At 66.2% G+C, this 18,384-nt stretch carries 16 protein-coding genes and 1 pseudogene; 8 read left to right on the top strand and 9 right to left on the bottom strand.

Annotation, left to right across the window (positions count from 1 at the left end; all coding sequences use genetic code 11):
• The first annotated feature begins 80 nt into the window (after positions 1 to 80).
• Positions 81 to 1,334 carry a serine hydroxymethyltransferase gene (glyA, locus tag ABKS89_RS04640; protein ID WP_024763060.1) on the top strand — a complete coding sequence of 418 codons (1,254 nt, stop codon included), beginning with the start codon at positions 81 to 83 and terminating at the stop codon, positions 1,332 to 1,334.
• Between the two features lie 223 nt (positions 1,335 to 1,557).
• Here the strand turns inward: glyA and ABKS89_RS04635 are convergent, their stop codons facing one another.
• On the bottom strand, positions 1,558 to 1,953 hold the full coding sequence (locus ABKS89_RS04635; RefSeq protein WP_242015289.1) for a SecDF P1 head subdomain-containing protein: 396 nt from the start codon (positions 1,951 to 1,953) through the stop codon (positions 1,558 to 1,560).
• Positions 1,954 to 2,354: 401 nt separating this feature from the next.
• Between ABKS89_RS04635 and ABKS89_RS04630 the strand changes: the two genes are divergently transcribed.
• The 3 genes from ABKS89_RS04630 to ABKS89_RS04620 all read left to right on the top strand — a co-directional run bounded on the left by ABKS89_RS04630 (position 2,355) and on the right by ABKS89_RS04620 (position 5,446).
• On the top strand, positions 2,355 to 3,650 hold the full coding sequence (locus tag ABKS89_RS04630; RefSeq protein WP_054908404.1) for an NCS2 family permease: 1,296 nt from the start codon (positions 2,355 to 2,357) through the stop codon (positions 3,648 to 3,650).
• Between the two features lie 123 nt (positions 3,651 to 3,773).
• Positions 3,774 to 4,859 carry a tRNA (uridine(54)-C5)-methyltransferase TrmA gene (gene trmA, locus ABKS89_RS04625; RefSeq protein WP_348588148.1) on the top strand — a complete coding sequence of 362 codons (1,086 nt, stop codon included), beginning with the start codon at positions 3,774 to 3,776 and terminating at the stop codon, positions 4,857 to 4,859.
• A gap of 89 nt (positions 4,860 to 4,948) precedes the next feature.
• Positions 4,949 to 5,446: a DUF4136 domain-containing protein gene (locus ABKS89_RS04620; RefSeq protein WP_348588149.1), complete on the top strand. Its 498-nt coding sequence runs from the start codon at positions 4,949 to 4,951 to the stop codon at positions 5,444 to 5,446.
• A 3-nt stretch (positions 5,447 to 5,449) separates the two neighbouring features.
• On the opposite strand, the gene ABKS89_RS04615 is transcribed toward ABKS89_RS04620, so the two are convergent.
• From ABKS89_RS04615 to ABKS89_RS04605, 3 genes are all read right to left on the bottom strand, one after another.
• A complete protein-coding gene (locus ABKS89_RS04615; RefSeq protein WP_138212147.1) occupies positions 5,450 to 5,752 on the bottom strand; it encodes a DUF1883 domain-containing protein in 303 nt (100 codons plus the stop codon).
• A gap of 103 nt (positions 5,753 to 5,855) precedes the next feature.
• Positions 5,856 to 6,194, bottom strand: a complete 339-nt coding sequence (locus tag ABKS89_RS04610; RefSeq protein WP_138212146.1) for a hypothetical protein — start codon at positions 6,192 to 6,194, stop codon at positions 5,856 to 5,858.
• 164 nt (positions 6,195 to 6,358) lie between these two features.
• Positions 6,359 to 6,817, bottom strand: coding sequence for a DUF4345 family protein (locus ABKS89_RS04605; RefSeq protein ID WP_024763055.1), 459 nt, complete (start codon positions 6,815 to 6,817; stop codon positions 6,359 to 6,361).
• Between the two features lie 184 nt (positions 6,818 to 7,001).
• On the opposite strand from ABKS89_RS04605, the pseudogene ABKS89_RS04600 reads away from it, so the two are divergent.
• Positions 7,002 to 7,453 (top strand): annotated as a pseudogene (locus ABKS89_RS04600) (DUF411 domain-containing protein).
• Positions 7,454 to 7,626: 173 nt separating this feature from the next.
• Here ABKS89_RS04600 and alaC read toward each other — a convergent pair.
• On the bottom strand, positions 7,627 to 8,844 hold the full coding sequence (alaC, locus tag ABKS89_RS04595) for an alanine transaminase (protein ID WP_348588150.1): 1,218 nt from the start codon (positions 8,842 to 8,844) through the stop codon (positions 7,627 to 7,629).
• A gap of 172 nt (positions 8,845 to 9,016) precedes the next feature.
• Between alaC and ABKS89_RS04590 the strand changes: the two genes are divergently transcribed.
• The gene (locus ABKS89_RS04590; protein ID WP_348588151.1) at positions 9,017 to 9,877 is read left to right on the top strand and encodes a PhzF family protein; all 861 of its coding nucleotides are present in this window, start codon (positions 9,017 to 9,019) and stop codon (positions 9,875 to 9,877) included.
• A gap of 67 nt (positions 9,878 to 9,944) precedes the next feature.
• Positions 9,945 to 10,850, top strand: coding sequence for a KPN_02809 family neutral zinc metallopeptidase (ypfJ, locus tag ABKS89_RS04585; protein ID WP_138212142.1), 906 nt, complete (start codon positions 9,945 to 9,947; stop codon positions 10,848 to 10,850).
• 22 nt (positions 10,851 to 10,872) lie between these two features.
• Here the strand turns inward: ypfJ and ABKS89_RS04580 are convergent, their stop codons facing one another.
• Both ABKS89_RS04580 and ABKS89_RS04575 read right to left on the bottom strand, forming a co-directional pair.
• Positions 10,873 to 11,307 (bottom strand): response regulator, encoded by a 435-nt coding sequence (locus ABKS89_RS04580; RefSeq protein ID WP_138212141.1) that lies wholly within the window; start codon positions 11,305 to 11,307, stop codon positions 10,873 to 10,875.
• 153 nt (positions 11,308 to 11,460) lie between these two features.
• Positions 11,461 to 13,356, bottom strand: coding sequence for a propionyl-CoA synthetase (locus ABKS89_RS04575; protein ID WP_138212140.1), 1,896 nt, complete (start codon positions 13,354 to 13,356; stop codon positions 11,461 to 11,463).
• Positions 13,357 to 13,660: 304 nt separating this feature from the next.
• Between ABKS89_RS04575 and ABKS89_RS04570 the strand changes: the two genes are divergently transcribed.
• On the top strand, positions 13,661 to 13,840 hold the full coding sequence (locus ABKS89_RS04570; protein ID WP_138212139.1) for a hypothetical protein: 180 nt from the start codon (positions 13,661 to 13,663) through the stop codon (positions 13,838 to 13,840).
• Here the strand turns inward: ABKS89_RS04570 and ABKS89_RS04565 are convergent, their stop codons facing one another.
• Together ABKS89_RS04565 and ABKS89_RS04560 are read right to left on the bottom strand one after the other, a co-directional pair.
• Positions 13,841 to 15,016 carry a multidrug effflux MFS transporter gene (locus tag ABKS89_RS04565; protein WP_348588152.1) on the bottom strand — a complete coding sequence of 392 codons (1,176 nt, stop codon included), beginning with the start codon at positions 15,014 to 15,016 and terminating at the stop codon, positions 13,841 to 13,843.
• Positions 15,017 to 15,227: 211 nt separating this feature from the next.
• The gene (locus tag ABKS89_RS04560; RefSeq protein ID WP_138212137.1) at positions 15,228 to 18,380 is read right to left on the bottom strand and encodes an efflux RND transporter permease subunit; all 3,153 of its coding nucleotides are present in this window, start codon (positions 18,378 to 18,380) and stop codon (positions 15,228 to 15,230) included.
• Positions 18,381 to 18,384 lie beyond the last annotated feature (4 nt).

The raw sequence follows: 18,384 nt of genomic DNA, 5'->3' as shown, positions 1-18,384 counted from the left end.
CGCCTTTCATGTGCCAGCACCGGCGCCTTGGGTTAGAATGCGCGCCTTTCCCCCAGCACCCGATCCTTAAGAGGACCGCCATGTTCAGCCGTGATTTGACCCTCGCCCGCTACGATGCCGAACTCTTCGCCGCGATGGAGCAGGAAGCCCAGCGCCAGGAAGAGCACATCGAGCTCATCGCCTCCGAGAACTACACCAGCCCGGCGGTGATGGAAGCCCAGGGTTCGGTGCTGACCAACAAGTACGCCGAAGGCTACCCGGGCAAGCGCTACTACGGTGGTTGCGAGTACGTCGACGTCGTCGAGCAGCTGGCCATCGACCGCGCCAAGGAGCTGTTCGGCGCCGACTACGCCAACGTCCAGCCGCACGCCGGCTCCCAGGCCAACGCCGCTGTTTACCTGGCCCTGCTGTCGGCCGGTGACACCATTCTGGGCATGAGCCTGGCCCACGGCGGTCACCTGACCCACGGCGCCAGCGTTTCTTCCTCCGGCAAGCTGTACAACGCTGTTCAGTACGGCATCACCGACGCCGGCCTGATCGATTACGACGAAGTCGAGCGCCTGGCCGTCGAGCACAAGCCGAAGATGATCGTTGCCGGCTTCTCCGCCTACTCCCAGGTCCTGGACTTCGCCCGCTTCCGCGCGATCGCTGACAAGGTCGGCGCCTACCTGTTCGTCGACATGGCCCACGTGGCCGGTCTGGTCGCTGCTGGCGTCTACCCGAACCCGGTACCGTTCGCCGACGTGGTCACCACCACCACCCACAAGACCCTGCGCGGCCCGCGCGGCGGCCTGATCCTCGCTCGCAAGAACGAAGAGATCGAGAAGAAGCTGAACTCCGCTGTCTTCCCGGGTGCCCAGGGTGGCCCGCTGGAGCACGTGATCGCCGCCAAGGCCGTGTGCTTCAAGGAAGCCCTGCAGCCCGAGTTCAAGGCCTACCAGCAGCAGGTCTTGAAGAACGCCCAGACCATGGCCAGCGTGTTCATCGAGCGCGGCTTCGACGTGGTTTCCGGCGGCACCCAGAACCACCTGTTCCTGCTCTCCCTGATCAAGCAGGACATCACCGGTAAGGACGCCGACGCCGCCCTGGGTCGTGCCTTCATCACCGTGAACAAGAACAGCGTGCCGAACGACCCGCGTTCCCCGTTCGTCACCTCCGGCCTGCGCATCGGTACCCCGGCTGTCACCACTCGTGGTTTCAAGGAAGCCGAGTGCCGCGAGCTGGCCGGCTGGATCTGCGACATTCTGACCAACATGGGCGACGAGTCCGTGGTGGACGGCGTGCGCGAGAAGGTCAAGGCCATCTGCGCCAAGTTCCCGGTATACGGCGCCTAAGCCCAGCCCGCGAACCGCGAAAGGAAAAAGCCCGGCAGATGCCGGGCTTTTTCATGCGCGTCCCACCAAGAAGGCAGTCCTGTAGGGCGCATAACGCGCCAGCGTTATCCGCCGCAGGGGCATCGGCGAATAACCTGTTCCAGGTTATTCGCCCTACGAAACCCGAACCTGTAGGAGCGGGCCATGCCCGCGATCAGCGCCCGCCGGGCGCTCTATATAGAAGCTACGGCTGCCCACCGGACTTCTGCTCCGGCTGCACCGGCACATCACGCAGCTCGTTGAGCCGGCGCACCAGCGTCTGGGCCTCTTCCGGGCTGGCGAAGCCCTTGAGCATCACCTGCCCGTCGGTCACCACCCGCGTCACCTTGGGCAGCAGGCGCAGCTGCCCGTCGATGACCACCGCCAGGGCCTTGCCCTGCTCTTCCTGGGTCAGCTTCGCCAGGCGCTGGCTGGCTTCGGGCGTGAACAGCACGCGCACGGCCGGTGTGCCGTCGGCCACGCTGGCCAGCTCGGCCCGCTGCACGTCGCGCTGGGTCAGGGCGGGATGAGTGGTCACCAGCACGGCCTTGCCCTGCGGGTCGGCCAGGGTGCGGGTGCTGGCCGTGGGCTTCTCGGCCACGGCGTGGACATCGAACGTATGCTGCGGGGCCGACGGCGGCGCACCGGCACACGCACCCAACAAAGAGGCGCCCAACAATGAGGCAAGGAGGATCGGAATAGAGCGTTTCATCGACTGCGAATCGGACAGGATGGCCCGGTCAGGCCAGGGTTATAGCCAAGGTCATGAACAGTCAGACCACCTACAGCGCACAAGTTGCACTCCCTTGGTCGGCACTCGCGTCTAAGCTTGCAGACGAACGGATGCTGGCGGTCCGGTCAGAAATTCTCCGGCGCAGGACGAGCTGGTATCATGCGCGCCTTTTGCCGGTCACAAGAAAAGGCGCACGGCCCACCTGGGCATGCACCTTGCTTTTCCCGGCCAGAACGATAACGGCGCGAGAGCGTCACGGGGAGCCAAACATGCTGGAAAAGCTGTTCCAACTCAAGGCGCACAACACCAATGTGCGCACCGAGATCCTGGCGGGTATCACTACCTTCCTGACCATGGCCTACATCCTTTTCGTCAACCCGAGCATCCTCGGCGAGACGGGCATGGATAAGGGCGCGATCTTCGTGGCGACCTGCCTGGCGGCCGCCATCGGCTCGGCGGTGATGGGCCTGATCGCCAACTACCCGATCGCCCTGGCTCCCGGCATGGGCCTGAACGCCTTCTTCACCTACACCGTGGTCCTGCACATGGGCCACACCTGGCAGGTGGCCCTCGGCGCGGTGTTCCTCTCCGCGTGCATGTTCTTCATCATTTCGATCTTCCGCATCCGCGAGTGGATCATCAACAGCATCCCGCTGGCGCTGCGCTCGGCGATCGCCGCCGGCATCGGCCTGTTCCTCGCGCTGATCGCGCTGAAGGAATCGGGCATCGTTGTCGCCAACCAGGCCACCCTGGTGGGCATGGGTGACCTGGCCAAGCCGGCGCCGCTGCTGGCGATCCTCGGCTTCATTCTGATCGTCGCCCTGGAAGCCCGTCGCGTGACCGGCGCGGTGATGATCGGCATCCTCGTGGTGACCTTCATCTCCATCGCCATCGGCGTGTCCCAGTTCGGCGGCGTGGTATCGATGCCGCCGTCGCTGGCGCCGACCTTCCTGCAGCTGGATATCAAGGGCGCGCTGGACATCGGCCTGTTCAGCGTGATCTTCGCCTTCCTCTTCGTCGACCTGTTCGACAACTCCGGCACCCTGATCGGCGTGGCCAAGCGCGCCGGCCTGATGGGCAAGGACGGGCACATGCCGAAGATGGGCCGCGCCCTGATCGCCGACAGCTCCGCCGCCATGGTCGGTTCGCTGCTGGGCACCTCCACCACCACCAGCTACATCGAGTCGGCGGCGGGCGTTTCCGCTGGCGGCCGCACCGGCCTGACCGCCATCGTGGTCGCCGTGCTGTTCCTGCTGGCGCTGTTCTTCGCCCCGCTGGCGGGCAACGTGCCGGCCTTCGCCACCGCCCCGGCGCTTTTCTTCGTCGCCGTGCTGATGGCTTCGGGCCTGGCCGAGATCGACTGGGACGACCTGACCGTTGCCGCCCCCGTGGTAGTGACCGCGCTGGCCATGCCGCTGACCTTCTCCATCGCCAACGGCATCGCCTTCGGCTTCATCACCTGGACCGCCTGCAAGCTGCTCTCCGGCCGCTTCCGCGAGCTGAACCCGGCGCTGGTCATCCTGTCCGTGCTGTTCGTGATCAAGCTGGGCTGGTTCAACGCCTGATATTCCCTTTCGCGGCAGGGCTATCGCCGCGCCCCGCCATCCTGCCGATGACACCGGAGCAGGATGGCGTGGAGCGCAGCGATACCCATCAACTGCCGCCGACCCACACGAGTTACCCGCCCCATGAGCAGTCCGCGTTTCGATCCCTCCCAATACGACAGCCAACTGGCCGACAAGGCCGCGCGCCTGCGCGAGCTGCTGGCGCCCTTCGCCGCGCCAGAGCCGGAGGTGTTCGATTCGCCCCGTGAGCACTACCGCCTGCGCGCCGAGTTCCGCCTGTGGCGCGAGGGCGAGGCCCGTCACTACGCGATGTTCGAGCAGGGCGACAAGCACACGCCGATCCTGATCGAGGAGTTCCCCATCGCCAGCCAGCGCATCAACGAACTGATGCCGCGCCTGAAGGCCGCCTGGGCAGAGCCGACGCTGGGCCACAAGCTGTTCCAGGTGGAGTTCCTCACCACCCTGGCGGGCGACGCCATGATCACTCTCTGCTACCACCGCCCGGTGGATGCCGCCTGGCAGGCCGCCGCCGAGAAGCTGGCTGCCGAACTGGGTGTGAGTATCGTCGGCCGCTCGCGCGGCAAGCGCCTGGTCGTCGGCCGTGACTACGTGAGCGAAGAACTGACCGTCGCCGGCCGCACCTTCCGCTACCGCCAGCCGGAGGGCGCCTTCACCCAGCCCAACGGCGAGGTCTGCCAGAAGATGCTCAACTGGGCGTACGAAGCCCTGGGCCAGCGCGAGGACGACCTGCTGGAGCTGTACTGCGGCAACGGCAACTTCACCCTGCCGCTGGCCACCCGCGTGCGCAAGGTGCTGGCCACCGAGATCAGCAAGACCTCGGTGAACGCCGCCCTGGCCAACCTGGCCGACAACGCCGTGGACAACGTCACCCTGGTACGCCTCTCTGCCGAGGAGCTGACCCAGGCGCTGAATGATGTACGCCCGTTCCGCCGCCTGGCCGACGTCGACCTGAAGTCCTACGCGTTCGGCAGCGTGTTCGTCGACCCGCCGCGCGCCGGCATGGACCCGGACACCTGCGAGCTGACCCGGCGCTTCGACAACATCCTGTACATCTCCTGCAACCCGGAGACCCTGGCGCAGAACGTCGCCCAACTGCACGACACCCACCAGGTGAGCCGCTGCGCCCTGTTCGACCAGTTCCCCTACACGCACCACATGGAAGCCGGCGTCCTGCTGACCCGCCGCTGAAGCCTGCTCACCCGCCGCCCAACCAAGGGTTGGGCGGCGAGCCAGCACCAGGCGGCTACGCTTGCGGGACAATGACAAGAGGCACGTCCATGTCCCGCCTGATCCTTCCCCTGCTCTGCCTGCTGCTGGCCGCCTGCGCCGGTACCGACCCCGCCAACATCAGCGTCTCCCCCGCCGCCAATGGCCGGCAAAGCACCTTCTTCATCCAGGCCGTGCGCGCACAGGGCCACCGCGAGGACCTGGAAGATCGCTTCGATCTCGCCGTGCGCCGCGCACTGGAAGCCAAGGGCTACCGCTATCAGGACAATTCAGGAGAGCTGCGGGTGATCTATGCCGTCGGCCTGGATAGCCAGACCGGCATCGTCCAGCGCCCGGTGGTAACCGGCGCGGGCGTGATGACCCAGACGCAGATCACCGACCAGGAACAGGCGCGCCTGGCGCTGCAGATTCTCGACGAGGCGACGGGTGCGGTGCTCTATCAGGCGCAGGTGGCGCGCCAGCTGCACGATCCGAAGATCACCCAGCAGGCTGTGGACGAAGGCATCGCCCGCCTGCTCAAGGACTTCCCCGCGCAGGCGGGGAACTGAGGATCAGCTGAAGTTCGACGGCGACTTGCGCACGAACTTGATGCTGTACTTGAAGTCGGCCTTGCGCGTGACGCTGATGGCGCGGCGGGTGACGGTGTCGATGGTGATGTTCCAGTTGCCGGTACTCGGCACCTTGATCTTGGCCGGGAACCGGTCGAACGCGCCGCCGTGATAGACGTGGCGCCCGCCATTCTTGAAGCTGCGGAAGGCGGCATCGGTCATCAGGCGGATGTTGCAGGTCATGGAGCACTCGATGACGACCAGATCGCCTTCGTTCAGGTGCTCACGTTGATGTACGAACTTCATGCTGGCTCCGCCTTGCTTCTACCGCGAAATCAATACGATAGCACGACAGCGGGGGCACCTTCGCCTTGCCGTGGCATTCCATGGCGCCCGCTCATCGGCGGCGCTACAGCGGCTTGAGCCGGTCGCCGCTGACGCTCACCTGCTGGCCAACCTCGAATTCGGCATTGGGCGAGCGCACGGTGCGCTCATGGCCCTGGGCATCGCGTACGACATAGGAATGCCCGCTGCTGCCCGTCGCCTCCTGCGCCTCGGCACCACCCAGGGCACCGATCCCGGCACCGACCAGCGCGCCAATCGGCCCGCCCAGTGCGCCGCCCAGCAGCACGCCGGAGCCGGCACCAAAACCACCGCCGACAGTATTGTCGGGCACTTCTGAAACGATCTCGTCCGCCAGGGCCGACGTACAAAGCAGCATGCTGCACAACGCAATGACTTCACGCATGGGTTTCTCCACTCACTGAATCTTGAAAGGGCAGCTTGACCATTCCAGGATTCGTGCCAGGTAGAAAACCGTTTTAATTCAATGCGTTAAAAACAAATGAGGTGTAAATGACCGCAATTAAAGGAGGTCTGAATGACTGCATTAAAGGTACAAACGACCCGAAATCACAGACCTTCGAAGTCGGCCTTGCGCTCCTCCGGCTCCGGCTCTTCACGCACCACCACCTGGCGATTGCGCGACTGCCGCTCCAGCCAGTAGAGGGCGAAGATCGCCAGCGCCGAGATCACCCCGCGGTAGACCACCCCAGCCAATTGTGCGTCCCACTCCATGCCGCCTTCAGTCCAGGCGATCAGCAGGCGCGACAGCGTCAGGGTCAGTTGCACCAGGATCACCAGGATCAGCGCCGGCCGCACCAGCAGGCGACGACGCAGGGCGAAGACGAGAAACAGCGCGAGGGCGAACTGGTGGCCGCCATAGAAGACGCGGGCGTCGCTTACCGACGAAGGCTCCATCAGCAGCATGCCGCTGAGGTTGGCCATCTCGTAGGGGCGAATCCAGTAGAGCAGTCCCAGGCCACCCCAGACCAGAGCCTGGACCAACAGGACGAGACGGGCGAAGAGCATCCGATTTCTCCTTGGCCTTGCAGCCATTGCCGAGCGTCCTGACCTGCGACCGGGAGTCGCGGACGCACCACCGATCAGCTAAAGACCCCGCACGGCGCGGCAAGTTCGGGCCAGCGCGTCATATGGGGAAACAAACGCCGGGTGGGGGCTGAAGACACTCGGGAGTATGCTCGGTCGCGTTCGTATTTCGAGGTTCCAACCATGCGCACCCTGCTTCTGCTCACCGCCCTTGTCGCCGGCGCCGCCCAGGCCGCCGAGCCGCTGACCATCGACGTTCACCGCGATGCCAACTGCAGCTGCTGCAAGGACTGGATCAAGCACCTGGAAAGCAACGGCTTCACCGTCAACGACCACGTCGAGGCGGACATGAGTGCAGTGAAGACCAAACTTGGCGTGCCTTACAGCATGGGCTCGTGCCACACCGGCGTGATCGACGGCAAGTTCGTCGAAGGCCACGTGCCGGCAGCCGACGTCCTCAAGCTGCGCGAGCGTGCCGATCTGGTCGGCGCCGCCGTGCCGGGAATGCCGATGGGCTCGCCGGGCATGGAGATGGGTGACCGGCATGACGCCTATCAGGTAGTCGGCCTGAACAAGGCCGGCCAGCGCGAAGTGCTGGCGGACTACCCCGCTCACTGACACACCGAGGCACTCCCTCACCCCTGAACGCTTGTGGAGGTGGGATGGGGCTTCCGACGCGCGGGGCACTCTCCAGGTTCCCGCGCGACATGGCTCCACTAGCAGGATGGGGTGAGGGACTCCAGAACGAAAGGGGCGGCCAGTTGGCCGCCCTTTTCGTTATCCATGCTTCGTTACTCGGCCTTGGCCGGTAACAGGCCGTCGGCGCGGAACATCGCCTTGATCCCGCGCACGGCCTGGCGCAGGCGGTCGCGGTTCTCGATCAGGGCGAAGCGCACGTGGTCATCGCCGTAGTCGCCAAAGCCGATGCCCGGCGACACCGAGACCTTGGCGTCCTTGAGCAGCTTCTTGGCGAACTCCAGCGAACCCAGGTGCGCATAGGCCGGCGGAATCTTGGCCCAGATGTACATGGAGGCCTTGGGGTTCTCCACCATCCAGCCGGCCTCGTGGAGGCCTTTCACCAGCACGTCGCGGCGCTTCTGGTACTGGTCGGCGATGTCGCGCACGCATTGCTGGTCGCCTTCCAGCGCGGCGATGGCCGCCACCTGCAGCGGGGTGAAGGTGCCGTAGTCGTGGTAGCTCTTGATCCGCGCCAGGGCCGAGACCAGCTCAGGGTTGCCGACCATGAAGCCGATACGCCAGCCGGCCATGTTGTAGCTCTTGGACAGGGTGAAGAACTCCACCGCGATGTCCTTGGCGCCCGGCACCTGCATGATCGACGGGGCTTTCCAGCCATCGAAGGTGATGTCCGCATAGGCCAGGTCATGCACCACCAGCACGTCGTAGCGCTTGGCGAGGTCGACCACGCGCTCGAAGAAGTCCAGCTCCACGCACTGCGCGGTGGGATTGGAGGGGAAGCCGAGGATCATCATCTTCGGCTTGGGAATCGATTCGCGGATCGCCCGCTCCAGCTCGTTGAAGAAGTCGATCCCCGGCACCAGCGGCACCGAGCGCACCTGGGCGCCGGCGATCACCGCGCCGTAGATGTGGATCGGGTAGCTGGGATTGGGCACCAGGATGGTGTCGCCGTGGTCCAGGGTGGCCAGCATCAGGTGCGCCAGGCCTTCCTTGGAACCGATGGTGACGATGGCCTCGGATTCCGGGTCGATCTCCACCTCGTAGCGGTCGCGGTACCAATGCGAGATGGCGCGGCGCAGGCGCGGAATGCCACGGGACGTGGAGTAACCGTGGGTGTCTTCGCGCTGGGCGACCTGGCAGAGTTTCTCGACGATGTGCGGCGGCGTGGCCCCGTCCGGATTGCCCATGGACAGGTCGATGATGTCCTCGCCACGGCGGCGGGCGGCCATCTTCAGTTCGGCGGTGATGTTGAAGACGTAGGGGGGCAGGCGATCGATGCGCGCAAAGCGACGAGCTGAACGGGGTTCAGTCATGGTGTCCTCTGATGAACGTAGGCGCCCGGAACCGTCCGAGCGACGCCGGCCACTGCGGTGGCCTGGAAAGCGCGGCGCTGTGACCGGCGCTTTCTTGTCGGCGAACATATAGCTCGCTAGGCTGGCTGTCGAGTTTTTCTTTGCGCCGCTCAAGGGCGGCATCTGGAGGCCCATGTCCGCGCAACAGTACTGGCAGCTCGACGTCTTCGCCGACCAACCGCTCACCGGCAATGGCCTGGCGGTATTCCCCGATGCCCGTGGCATTTCCGACCAGACCCTGCTGGGGCTGACCCAGGAGCTGCGCCAGTTCGAGTCGATCTTCCTGTTCCCGTCCGCCTCGCTGGACACTTACTCGGCGCGCATCTTCACCGTCGACGAGGAACTGCCCTTCGCCGGCCACCCGGTGCTGGGCGCGGCCGCGCTGCTGCACCACTTGCACCAGCGCGGCGAGGAAGAACACTGGACGCTGGAGCTGCCGGCCAAGGCCGTGAAGGTCGCCACGCGCCGTCGCGGCGCCGGCTTCCACGCCGAGATGAACCAGGGCGCCGCTGACTTCGGCAGCGTGCTCGACGATGACGCGCGCCGCTGGTTCGCCGAGGCCTTCTCGCTGAGCGCCAGCGACCTCGCCGACTACCCCGCTGCCGTGGTCAGCACCGGCCTGCCCTACCTGCTGCTGCCGGTACGCAGCGAGGCCCTGGGTCGCGTGCGCCAGCGCACGGATCTGGCAGCCGAGCTGGCCAAGCTCAACGCCGCCTTCGTTTTCGTGCTGGATGTGGATAATCGCGAGGGCCGCACCTGGGACGGCGCCGGAATCATCGAGGACGTTGCCACCGGCAGCGCCGCCGGCCCCGTTGCCGCCTACCTGGTGGAACTGGGCAAGGCACGCCGTGGCGAGCTGTTCCAGCTGGCTCAGGGCCGCTTCGTTGGTCGCCCCAGCCGGCTCGACGTGCAGGTCGGCCAGGACGATGAGGTCCGCGTCGGCGGCGACGTGCAACTGCTCGCCCGCGCCGAACTGCTGCACCGTTTCGCCTGACGACCGGGCTGGCGGCCAGCCCCACTCAAGACAACACTGAACCCACCTGTTCGATGGAGATGCCGCCATGCTCTGGCGCAAAGGACGACGCAGCGACAACGTAGTGGATGCCCGCGATGACAGCGGCGGCGGTGGCATGGGCGGTGGCGGAGGCATGCGCATCGGCGGCCGCGGCCTGAGCCTGGGCGGCGTGGCCATCGTGGTGGTGATCGGCCTGCTCTCCGGGCAGGACCCGATGACCATCCTCGGCTCGCTGCTCGGCCAGATGGACGTCTCCCAGCAGCAGGCGCCGGCGCGGCCGACACAAGGCAAGCCGGCCACCGGCAACGATCCGCAGGTGGATTTCGTCCGCTCGATTCTCGGCGATACCGAGGACACCTGGGGTGAGATCTTCGCCCGCAGCAACCAGCAGTACGAGCAGCCCAAGCTGATCCTGTTCAACGGCGGGGTGAACTCGGCGTGCGGCTTCGCCTCCTCGGCGGTCGGACCGTTCTACTGCCCGGGCGATCACCGGGTGTACCTCGACCTCGGTTTCTTCCGCGAGATGGAACAGAAGTTTTCCGCCGCCGGCGACTTCGCCCAAGCCTACGTGATCGCCCACGAGGTCGGCCACCACGTGCAGAACCTGCTGGGCATCTCCGCGAAGATCAACGCCGCCCGCCAGCGCGGCGCGCGCATGGAAGGCGCCAATGGCCTTTCGGTGCGCCAGGAACTGCAGGCCGACTGCTTCGCCGGCGTCTGGGCCAACCACGCCCAGCAACGCCTGAACTGGCTGGAGCCGGGCGATGTGGAAGAGGCGCTGAACGCCGCGAACGCCATCGGCGACGACCACCTGCAGCGCCAGGCGCGCGGCACGGTGATGCCCGATTCCTTCACCCACGGTTCGTCCGCGCAGCGCGTGCGCTGGTTCAAGATCGGCTTCGAGAGCGGCGCACCGGGCAAGTGCGATACCTTCAAGGCGCAGACGCTGTAGCGCTCCCGCCCGGTTCGCAGTCCTACAGATAACGGCTGAGCAGGTCCAGGAAGTACAGCGGGTCCAGCGGCTTGACCATGAAGTCCAGCACGTTCAGCCGCATCGCCTCGATCACGTCGCGGGCGTCAGCCTGGCCGGACAGGACGATGATCGGCAGGAAGGTGCCGACCTCGTTCAGTTCGCGGACCAGGTCCAAACCCGCACTCTCGTGCTCCATGCGCAGGTCGGTCACCAGCAGGTCGATGTCCGACTCATCGCGACGGATGCGCCGCAGTGCTTCGGCAGCGCTGCCGGCGGTCAGGCAGCGCAGGTTCGCGCCCTCGATCAGTTCGCGCAGCTCGGCCAGGACCTCAAGGTCGTCATCGACCACCAGCACCAGCGGCTTGCGCGGCGCCCGCGCGGTAACTTCGCGCAGCGCTTCGAGCTCCTCCTCGTCGAGGACCACAGGATTGACCATGAACGCCACACCGCAAGTAGAGGCTCGTTGACATCAGTTTAGATGGCAAATGGCCTTTATTCCTATCACCCCGGCAGGCGCAACGCAGATAAAAAAAGGGCCGCAACGAGTGCGGCCCTGGAAATACGCCGGCACTGCCGGCGTCGTGGGATATCAGCCCGCCTTGGCGAGGCCGGCCTGGCCGAGACGCTCGGCGATCTCGCCGAGGATCGCCGGGTCGTCGATGGTGGACGGTGGCGCATAGCTCTCGCCGTCGGCGATCTTGCGCAGCACCGCGCGCAGGATCTTGCCCGAGCGGGTCTTGGGCAGGCGCTTGACCACCACCGCGCGCTGGAAGCAGGCCAGCGCGCCGATGCGCTCGCGCACCAGCGCTACCAGTTCGCGCTGCAGGTTGGCCTCGGTCGCCTGCGCGCCATCCTTGAGCACCACCAGCCCCAGCGGCACATGCCCCTTGAGGTCGTCCTGCACGGCGATCACCGCGCACTCGGCGACGGCCTCGTGCAGCGCCAGCAGTTCCTCCATCTCGCCGGTGGATAGACGGTGGCCGGAGACGTTAATCACGTCGTCGGTGCGGCCCATGATGTAGACGAAGCCCTCCTCGTCCACATAGCCGCCGTCGCCGGTGTGGTAGTAGCCGGGGTACGTCTTCAAGTACGCCTGCAGGTAGCGCGGGTGGTCGTTCCACAGCGTCTGCGCACAGCCGGGCGGCAGCGGCAGGGCGATGACGATGGAGCCCTGCTCGTTCGCCCCGAGCAGCCGGCCCTCGTCGTCCACCACCTGCACGTGGTAACCGGGCACCGCGCGGTTGGTGGAGCCGGCGCGCAGGTCGTGGTCGCCCAGGCCGGTGCAGGGCGCGGTCACCGGCCAGCCGGTCTCGGTCTGCCACCAGTGGTCGTGCACCGGCTTGCCGGTGAGTTCCTCCAGCCAGTGCTGGGTGCTGCTGTCGAGCTTCTCGCCGGCGAGGAACAGGTGGCGCAGCGAGCTCAGGTCGTAGCGTTTGAGCAGGTCGCCCTGGGGGTCTTCCTTGCGGATCGCGCGGATCGCCGTGGGCGCGCAGAACAGGCTGTTGACCTTGTGTTCCTCGATCACCCGCCAGTAGCTGCCGGCGTCGGGCGTGCGCACCGGCTTGCCTTCGTAGAACACCGTGGTGCAGCCATTCATCAGCGGTCCGTAGACGATCAGCGAATGGCCGACCACCCAGCCGACGTCGGAGACGCCCCACCAGACATCCCCCGGCTGCAGGCCGAAGATGGTCGGCAGCGCATAGCTCAGCGCTACCGCGTGGCCACCGTTGTCGCGCACGATGCCCTTGGGTTTCCCAGTGGTACCGGAGGTGTACATGATGTACAGCGGGTCACCACTGGCGACTTCCACTGGGTCGGCCGGTTGCGCGTGGGCGAGGGTTTCGCGCCAGTCGAGGTCGCGACCGGCTTGCAACTCGGCCATCGCCTGCGGACGTTGCAGCACCAGCACATGGGCCGGCTGGTGGCTGGCCAGTTCCAGGGCCTTGTCCACCAGCGGCTTGTATTCGATCACCCGCTCGAACTCCAGGCCGCAGGAAGCGGTGAGCACCAGCTTGGGTCTGGCGTCGTCGATGCGCAGCGCCAACTCGTGGGGCGCAAAGCCGCCGAAGACCACCGAGTGCACCGCGCCGAGCCGGGCACAGGCGAGCATGGCCATGGCCGCCTGGGGCACCATCGGCATGTAGATGATCACCCCGTCGCCCTTCTCTACCCCCAGCGCACGCAGGGCGCCGGCCAGGCGCGCGACTTCATCGCGCAGCTCCAGGTAGCTGAAGCGCTGCTGGGTATTGGTCACGGGGGAGTCGTAGATCAGCGCGGCCTGGTTGCCGCGGCCGAGTTCGATCTGCCGGTCGAGGGCGAGGTAGCAGGTGTTCAGGCGGCCATCGGCGAACCAGCGGTGGCTGCCGTCGGGCAGGGCCTGCAAGGTGTCCTGCGGCGCGCGGTACCAGGCCACGCGGCCGGCCTGTTCGGCCCAGAAGGCGGAAGGCTCCGCGATGGAGCGGTCATGGGACTGCCGGTAACTCATCGTCACTGCCTCTTATTGTTGTTATCGAGGTCGAACAACGAGTATGGACGGGGATCGCCACCCCACCATCAACCTTTGGTCGTAGTCCTGCCGCGCGCCCCGCAAGCGGGTCCGGCAGTAATGCTTTGCAGGATTTTTCAGCGAAGCGGCACAACGGCGGACGGAGCGCTCTGGCACGGTGGCTGGAGAGTTTTCCGGCAGCGCCGCCACCGCATGTCGGCGACCACAGGTCGCACCTACTACCGCCCTATGACAGGACTACACTGAGAGTCCCTTTTCACCTGACAGCACAGGGGTGAGCACCGTGAACATCCTCGTCCGTCCGTCCCGCTTGCGCAAAGACCAACCGTGGGAAGTCTGCCTCGACCAGCAGGCCGTGGGCTTCCGCAGCGAGCTCGAGGCGCGCAGTTTCGTCGCTATCCTCGAAGCCCGCCTGAAGGCCCCGCACCGGCTACCCGAGCTGGCGCAACGCGCCGCCAGCTGATCAGGCCGCGCGTTCGCTGATCTGCCCGCTCAGCCAGCCGAGCACGGCGGCCACCAGGCCGCAGACGGTGATGACCACCGCCATCGGCAATGCCGAACCGTCGTGCAACGCACCGACCAGCGCCGAAGCGCAGGCGGCGACCGTGAACTGCAGGCTGCCCATCAGCGCCGACGCGCTGCCCGCGTGCCGGCCCTGGCTGGCCATGGCGCAGGCCGAGGAGTTGGGCAGCAGGAAGCCCAGGCTGGCAATGGCGCCGAACAGCGGCACCAGCAGCGGCCACAGGTGGTCGGGCTTGGCCAGGGTGATCGCCAGCAGCGCCACGCCGCAACCGAAGTACACCCACACCGCCCGGCGCAGCCAGAACCCCGGCCCGCGATAGCGCAGCAGCCGCGCGTTGACCTGCGCCATCAGGATGAAGCCCGCCGCGTTGCTGCCGAAGATCCAGCCGTAGTGCTCGGCCGGCACGCCGTAGAGTTCGATGAAGACGAAGGGCGAACCGGCGATGTAGGAGAACATCCCGGCAATGGCGACCCCGCCGGTCAGTGCATAAGTGATGAAGGAGCGGTCGCGGAACAGTGCGCGGTACTGCTTCAGTGCGCCGCGCAACGGCGGGCGCGGGCCGCTCGGGATGGTCTCGGGCAGCCACAGCGCGATGGCGCCGCCGGCCAGGGCGCTGAACAGCGTCAGGCAATAGAAGATCGACTGCCAGCCGGACAGGCTCAGCAGCAGCCCACCGCCCAGTGGCGCCAGGATCGGCGCCAGCCCCATCACCAGCATCAACTGCGAGAAGGCCTTGGCGGCAGCAATCGGGTCGCACAGGTCACGCACCACCGCCCGCGAGATCACCATCCCCGCACAACCACCGAGCGCCTGGACGAAGCGCGCGCCGATCAGCCATTCCAGGTTCGGCGCGAAGGCGCAGGCGAGCGACGCCAGGGTGAAGATGCTCACCCCCAGCAGCAGCGGGATGCGCCGACCGATGCGGTCGGCCAGCGGGCCGTAGAGCAGCTGGCCGATGGCGAGGCCGGCGAAGTAGGCCGAAAGGCTCAGCTGGATATGTTCGACGTCGGTACCGAAGGACTGCGCCAGCGCCGGGAAGCTGGGCAGGTAGAAGTCGATGGCCATGGGCCCGAAGGCGCTCAGCGCGCCGAGGATCAGCAGGATGCGGAGATTCATGGATCACCTGGTCACACGCGTCCGCCGAAGCGCGGCTGAGGCCGCAGGCAGGTCGGTGTGGATAACGAGTTGGCGCACAGGAAAGGCGCGGCGAAGCCATGCATTGTGGCGAGCGCCGGGAAATTAGCAAGCTCCCTAAGCAACTCCCGAAACAACTCCCGAAACAATGGGAGATGCGAGTCCGGCCGCGCTGACCGGACCCGCTACTGCATCAAGCTTCGTGCGCGCCCTCTGGCTCGGGCTTGGCCTTGGCTTTACGCGCACCGAGCTTGTCCGCGGCCGACTCCACCAGCATGTAGAACATCGGGATGAGGAAGGTCGCCAGCAGGGTCGCTGCGAGCATCCCGCCGATCACCCCGGTGCCGATCGAGTGACGGCTCGCGGAGCCGGCGCCGGTGCTGATGGCCAGCGGCACGCAACCTAGGATGAAGGCCAGCGAGGTCATCACGATGGGGCGGAAGCGCAGCTTGGCCGCTTCCAGCGCCGCCTCGACCGGACCCATGCCCTGCTCTTCGCGGCACAGCACGGCGAACTCGATGATCAGGATGGCGTTCTTCGCCGCCAGGCCGATCAGGGTCACCAGGCCGACCTGGAAGTACACGTCGTTATCCAGCCCGCGCAGCCAGATCGCCAGGATCGCGCCGAACACCGCGAAGGGCACCGCGGTGACCACTGCCAGCGGCAGGGTCCAGCGTTCGTACTGGGCGGCGAGGATCAGGAACACCAGGATCAGGCCGAAGATGAACGCGGTACTGCCCGAGCCCTGGGTCGCCAGCTCCTGGTAGGCCGAGCCGATCCACGCCAGCGAGTAGTTCTCACCCAGCACCTGGTCAGCGACCTCCTGCATGGCCGCCAGCGACTGGCCGGAGCTGTAGCCCGGCGCAGGGCCACCGAGCAGCTTGGCTGCCGGGAACACGTTGAAACGCGCGTAGGAGTCCGGGCCGAGGATGCGCTTGACCGACACCAGCGTGGTCAGCGGCACCAGGTCGCCGGTGGACGAGCGCACGAAGACCTGGCTGAGGTCGTCCGGCTTGCGGCGGAACTCCGGCTCCGACTCCAGGGAGACCTGCCAGGTCCGCCCGTAGAGGGTGAAGTCGTTGACGTAGTAGCTGCCGAAGGTGGACTGCATCGCCGTGAACACGTCGTTGATGGCCACGCCCAGGGAGCGCGCCTTGGTGCGGTCCAGGTCGACGTAGTACTGCGGCACGTTGGCGTTGAAGGTGGTGTTGACCCCCGCCAGCTCCGGGCGCTTGGCCGCGGCGGCGAGGAACTTCATGGTCACCTCTTCGAGCTGCTCGGAGGTGCCGCCGCTGCGGTCCTGGATGTAGGCCTCGAAACCGCCGGTGGTACTCATGCCCGTGATCGGCGGCGGGTTGAAGGACATCACCACGCCGTCTTCCTGGCCGGCGCCCATCTTCATGAATTCGCGGGTCAGGTTGCGCGCGTCCAGCTCGGGCGTGGTGCGCTCCTTCCAGTCCTTGAGCGGCACGAAGGACACACCGGCGTTGCTGCGGGTGCCGAAGGTGAGGATGTCGAAACCGGCGAAGGTCACCACGTCCTGCACCGCCGGATGCTTCATCAGCTGGTGGGTCACGTCGTTGGTGAGTTTCTCGGTGCGGGTCAGCGAGGCCGCCGGCGGCAGGAAGTAGGCGTTGAGCACGTAGCCCTGGTCCTCGTCGGGTACCAGTGAGCCGGGCACCCGGCCGAACAGGATGACCAGCAGGGCGATCATGCCGCCGAACAGCACCAGCCCCAGTGCCGCACGCTTGAGGAAGAACTGCACACCGGCGCCGTAGCCGTTGGTGATGCGTTCGAAGGTGCGGTTGAACCAGCGGAACGGCGCGGCCGGCTCCTTGTGCTCGGCCTTGAGGATCAGCGCGCAGAGCGCCGGCGACAGGGTCAGCGCGACGATGCCGGAGATCACCACGGATACCGCAATGGTGATCGCGAACTGCTTGTACATCTGGCCGGCCAGGCCACCGAGGAAGCCCACCGGGATGAACACCGCGCAGAGCACCAGAACGATGGCAACGATCGGCCCGGTCACCTCCTCCATGGCCTTGATCGCCGCTTCCTTCGGGCTCAGCTTCTCGGTGCGCATCACCCGTTCGACGTTCTCCAGCACCACGATGGCATCGTCCACCACGATTCCGATCGCCAGCACCATGCCGAACAGCGACAGCAGGTTGATGGAGAAGCCCATCAGGTACATGCCGGCGAAGGTGCCGACCAGCGACACCGGGATCGCCAGCACCGGGATCAGCGTCGCGCGGATGTTCTGCAGGAAGATGAAGACCACCACCATCACCAGGATCAGCGCCTCGACGAAGGTGTGAATCACCTCCTCGATGGAGACCTTCACGAAGGTGGTGGTGTCGTAGGGAATCTTGTAGGTGATGCCCTGCGGGAAGCGCTTGGCCATGGCGTCCATGTGGTCGCGCACGGCCTGGGCGGTATCCAGCGCGTTGGCGCCCGGTTGCAGATAGATACCGAAGGCGGCGTTCTGCTGGCCGTTGAGCGAGGTCACCAGGGAGTAGTCCTGCGCGCCCAGCTCGACCCGCGCCACATCCTTGAGCAGCAGGCTGGCGCCGGTGGAATCACTGCGCAGGATGACGTTCTCGAACTCCTTGGGATCGGTGAAGCGGCCCTGCGCGGTGGCCATGTAGGTGAAATCCTGCGGCTCCTTCATCGGCTGCTGGCCGAAGCTGCCGGCGGCGAATTGCGAGTTCTGCTCGCGGATCGCGTTGACCACATCGGTGGGCGTCAGGTTGTACTGCGCCAGCTTGTCCGGGCGCAGCCAGACACGCATGGCGTAGTCCTTGGAGCCGAACTGGCTGACGTCGCCGACGCCGGGAATCCGCTTGAGGTCGTCGATCACGTTGATCAGCGCGTAGTTGCTGATGAAGATCGGATCGCGAGAGTTGTCCGGCGAGAACAGGGTCACTACCTGCAGGATGTCGGAGGATTTCTTCTCCACCTTCACGCCCTGCCGACGCACTTCCTCGGGCAGCTTGGCGAGCGCCGCCTGGACCTTGTTGTTGACGTCGATGGTGGCCTGGTCGGGGTCGGTGCCGACCTCGAAGTACACCGTCAGGCTCATGGCGCCGCTGGCGTCGGAGTTGGACAGCTGGTAGATCATGCCCTCCACGCCGTTGATTTCCTGCTCCAGCGGAGCGGCCACGGTTTCGGCGATGACCTGGGAACTGGCGCCCGGGTAGGAGGCCGACACGGACACTTCCGGCGGCACGATCTCCGGGTACTGGGCGATGGGCAGCGCGCGCATGGCCACCAGGCCCGCGAGCAGGATCACGATGGAAATCACCATCGCGAACACCGGACGTTCGATGAAGAAGCGCGAAATCACGATG

The organism is Pseudomonas sp. LABIM340 (genome assembly GCF_040017195.2).
In the GTDB taxonomy this organism is placed as follows: domain Bacteria; phylum Pseudomonadota; class Gammaproteobacteria; order Pseudomonadales; family Pseudomonadaceae; genus Pseudomonas.
This window is presented reverse-complemented; position numbering and strand designations above follow the sequence as displayed.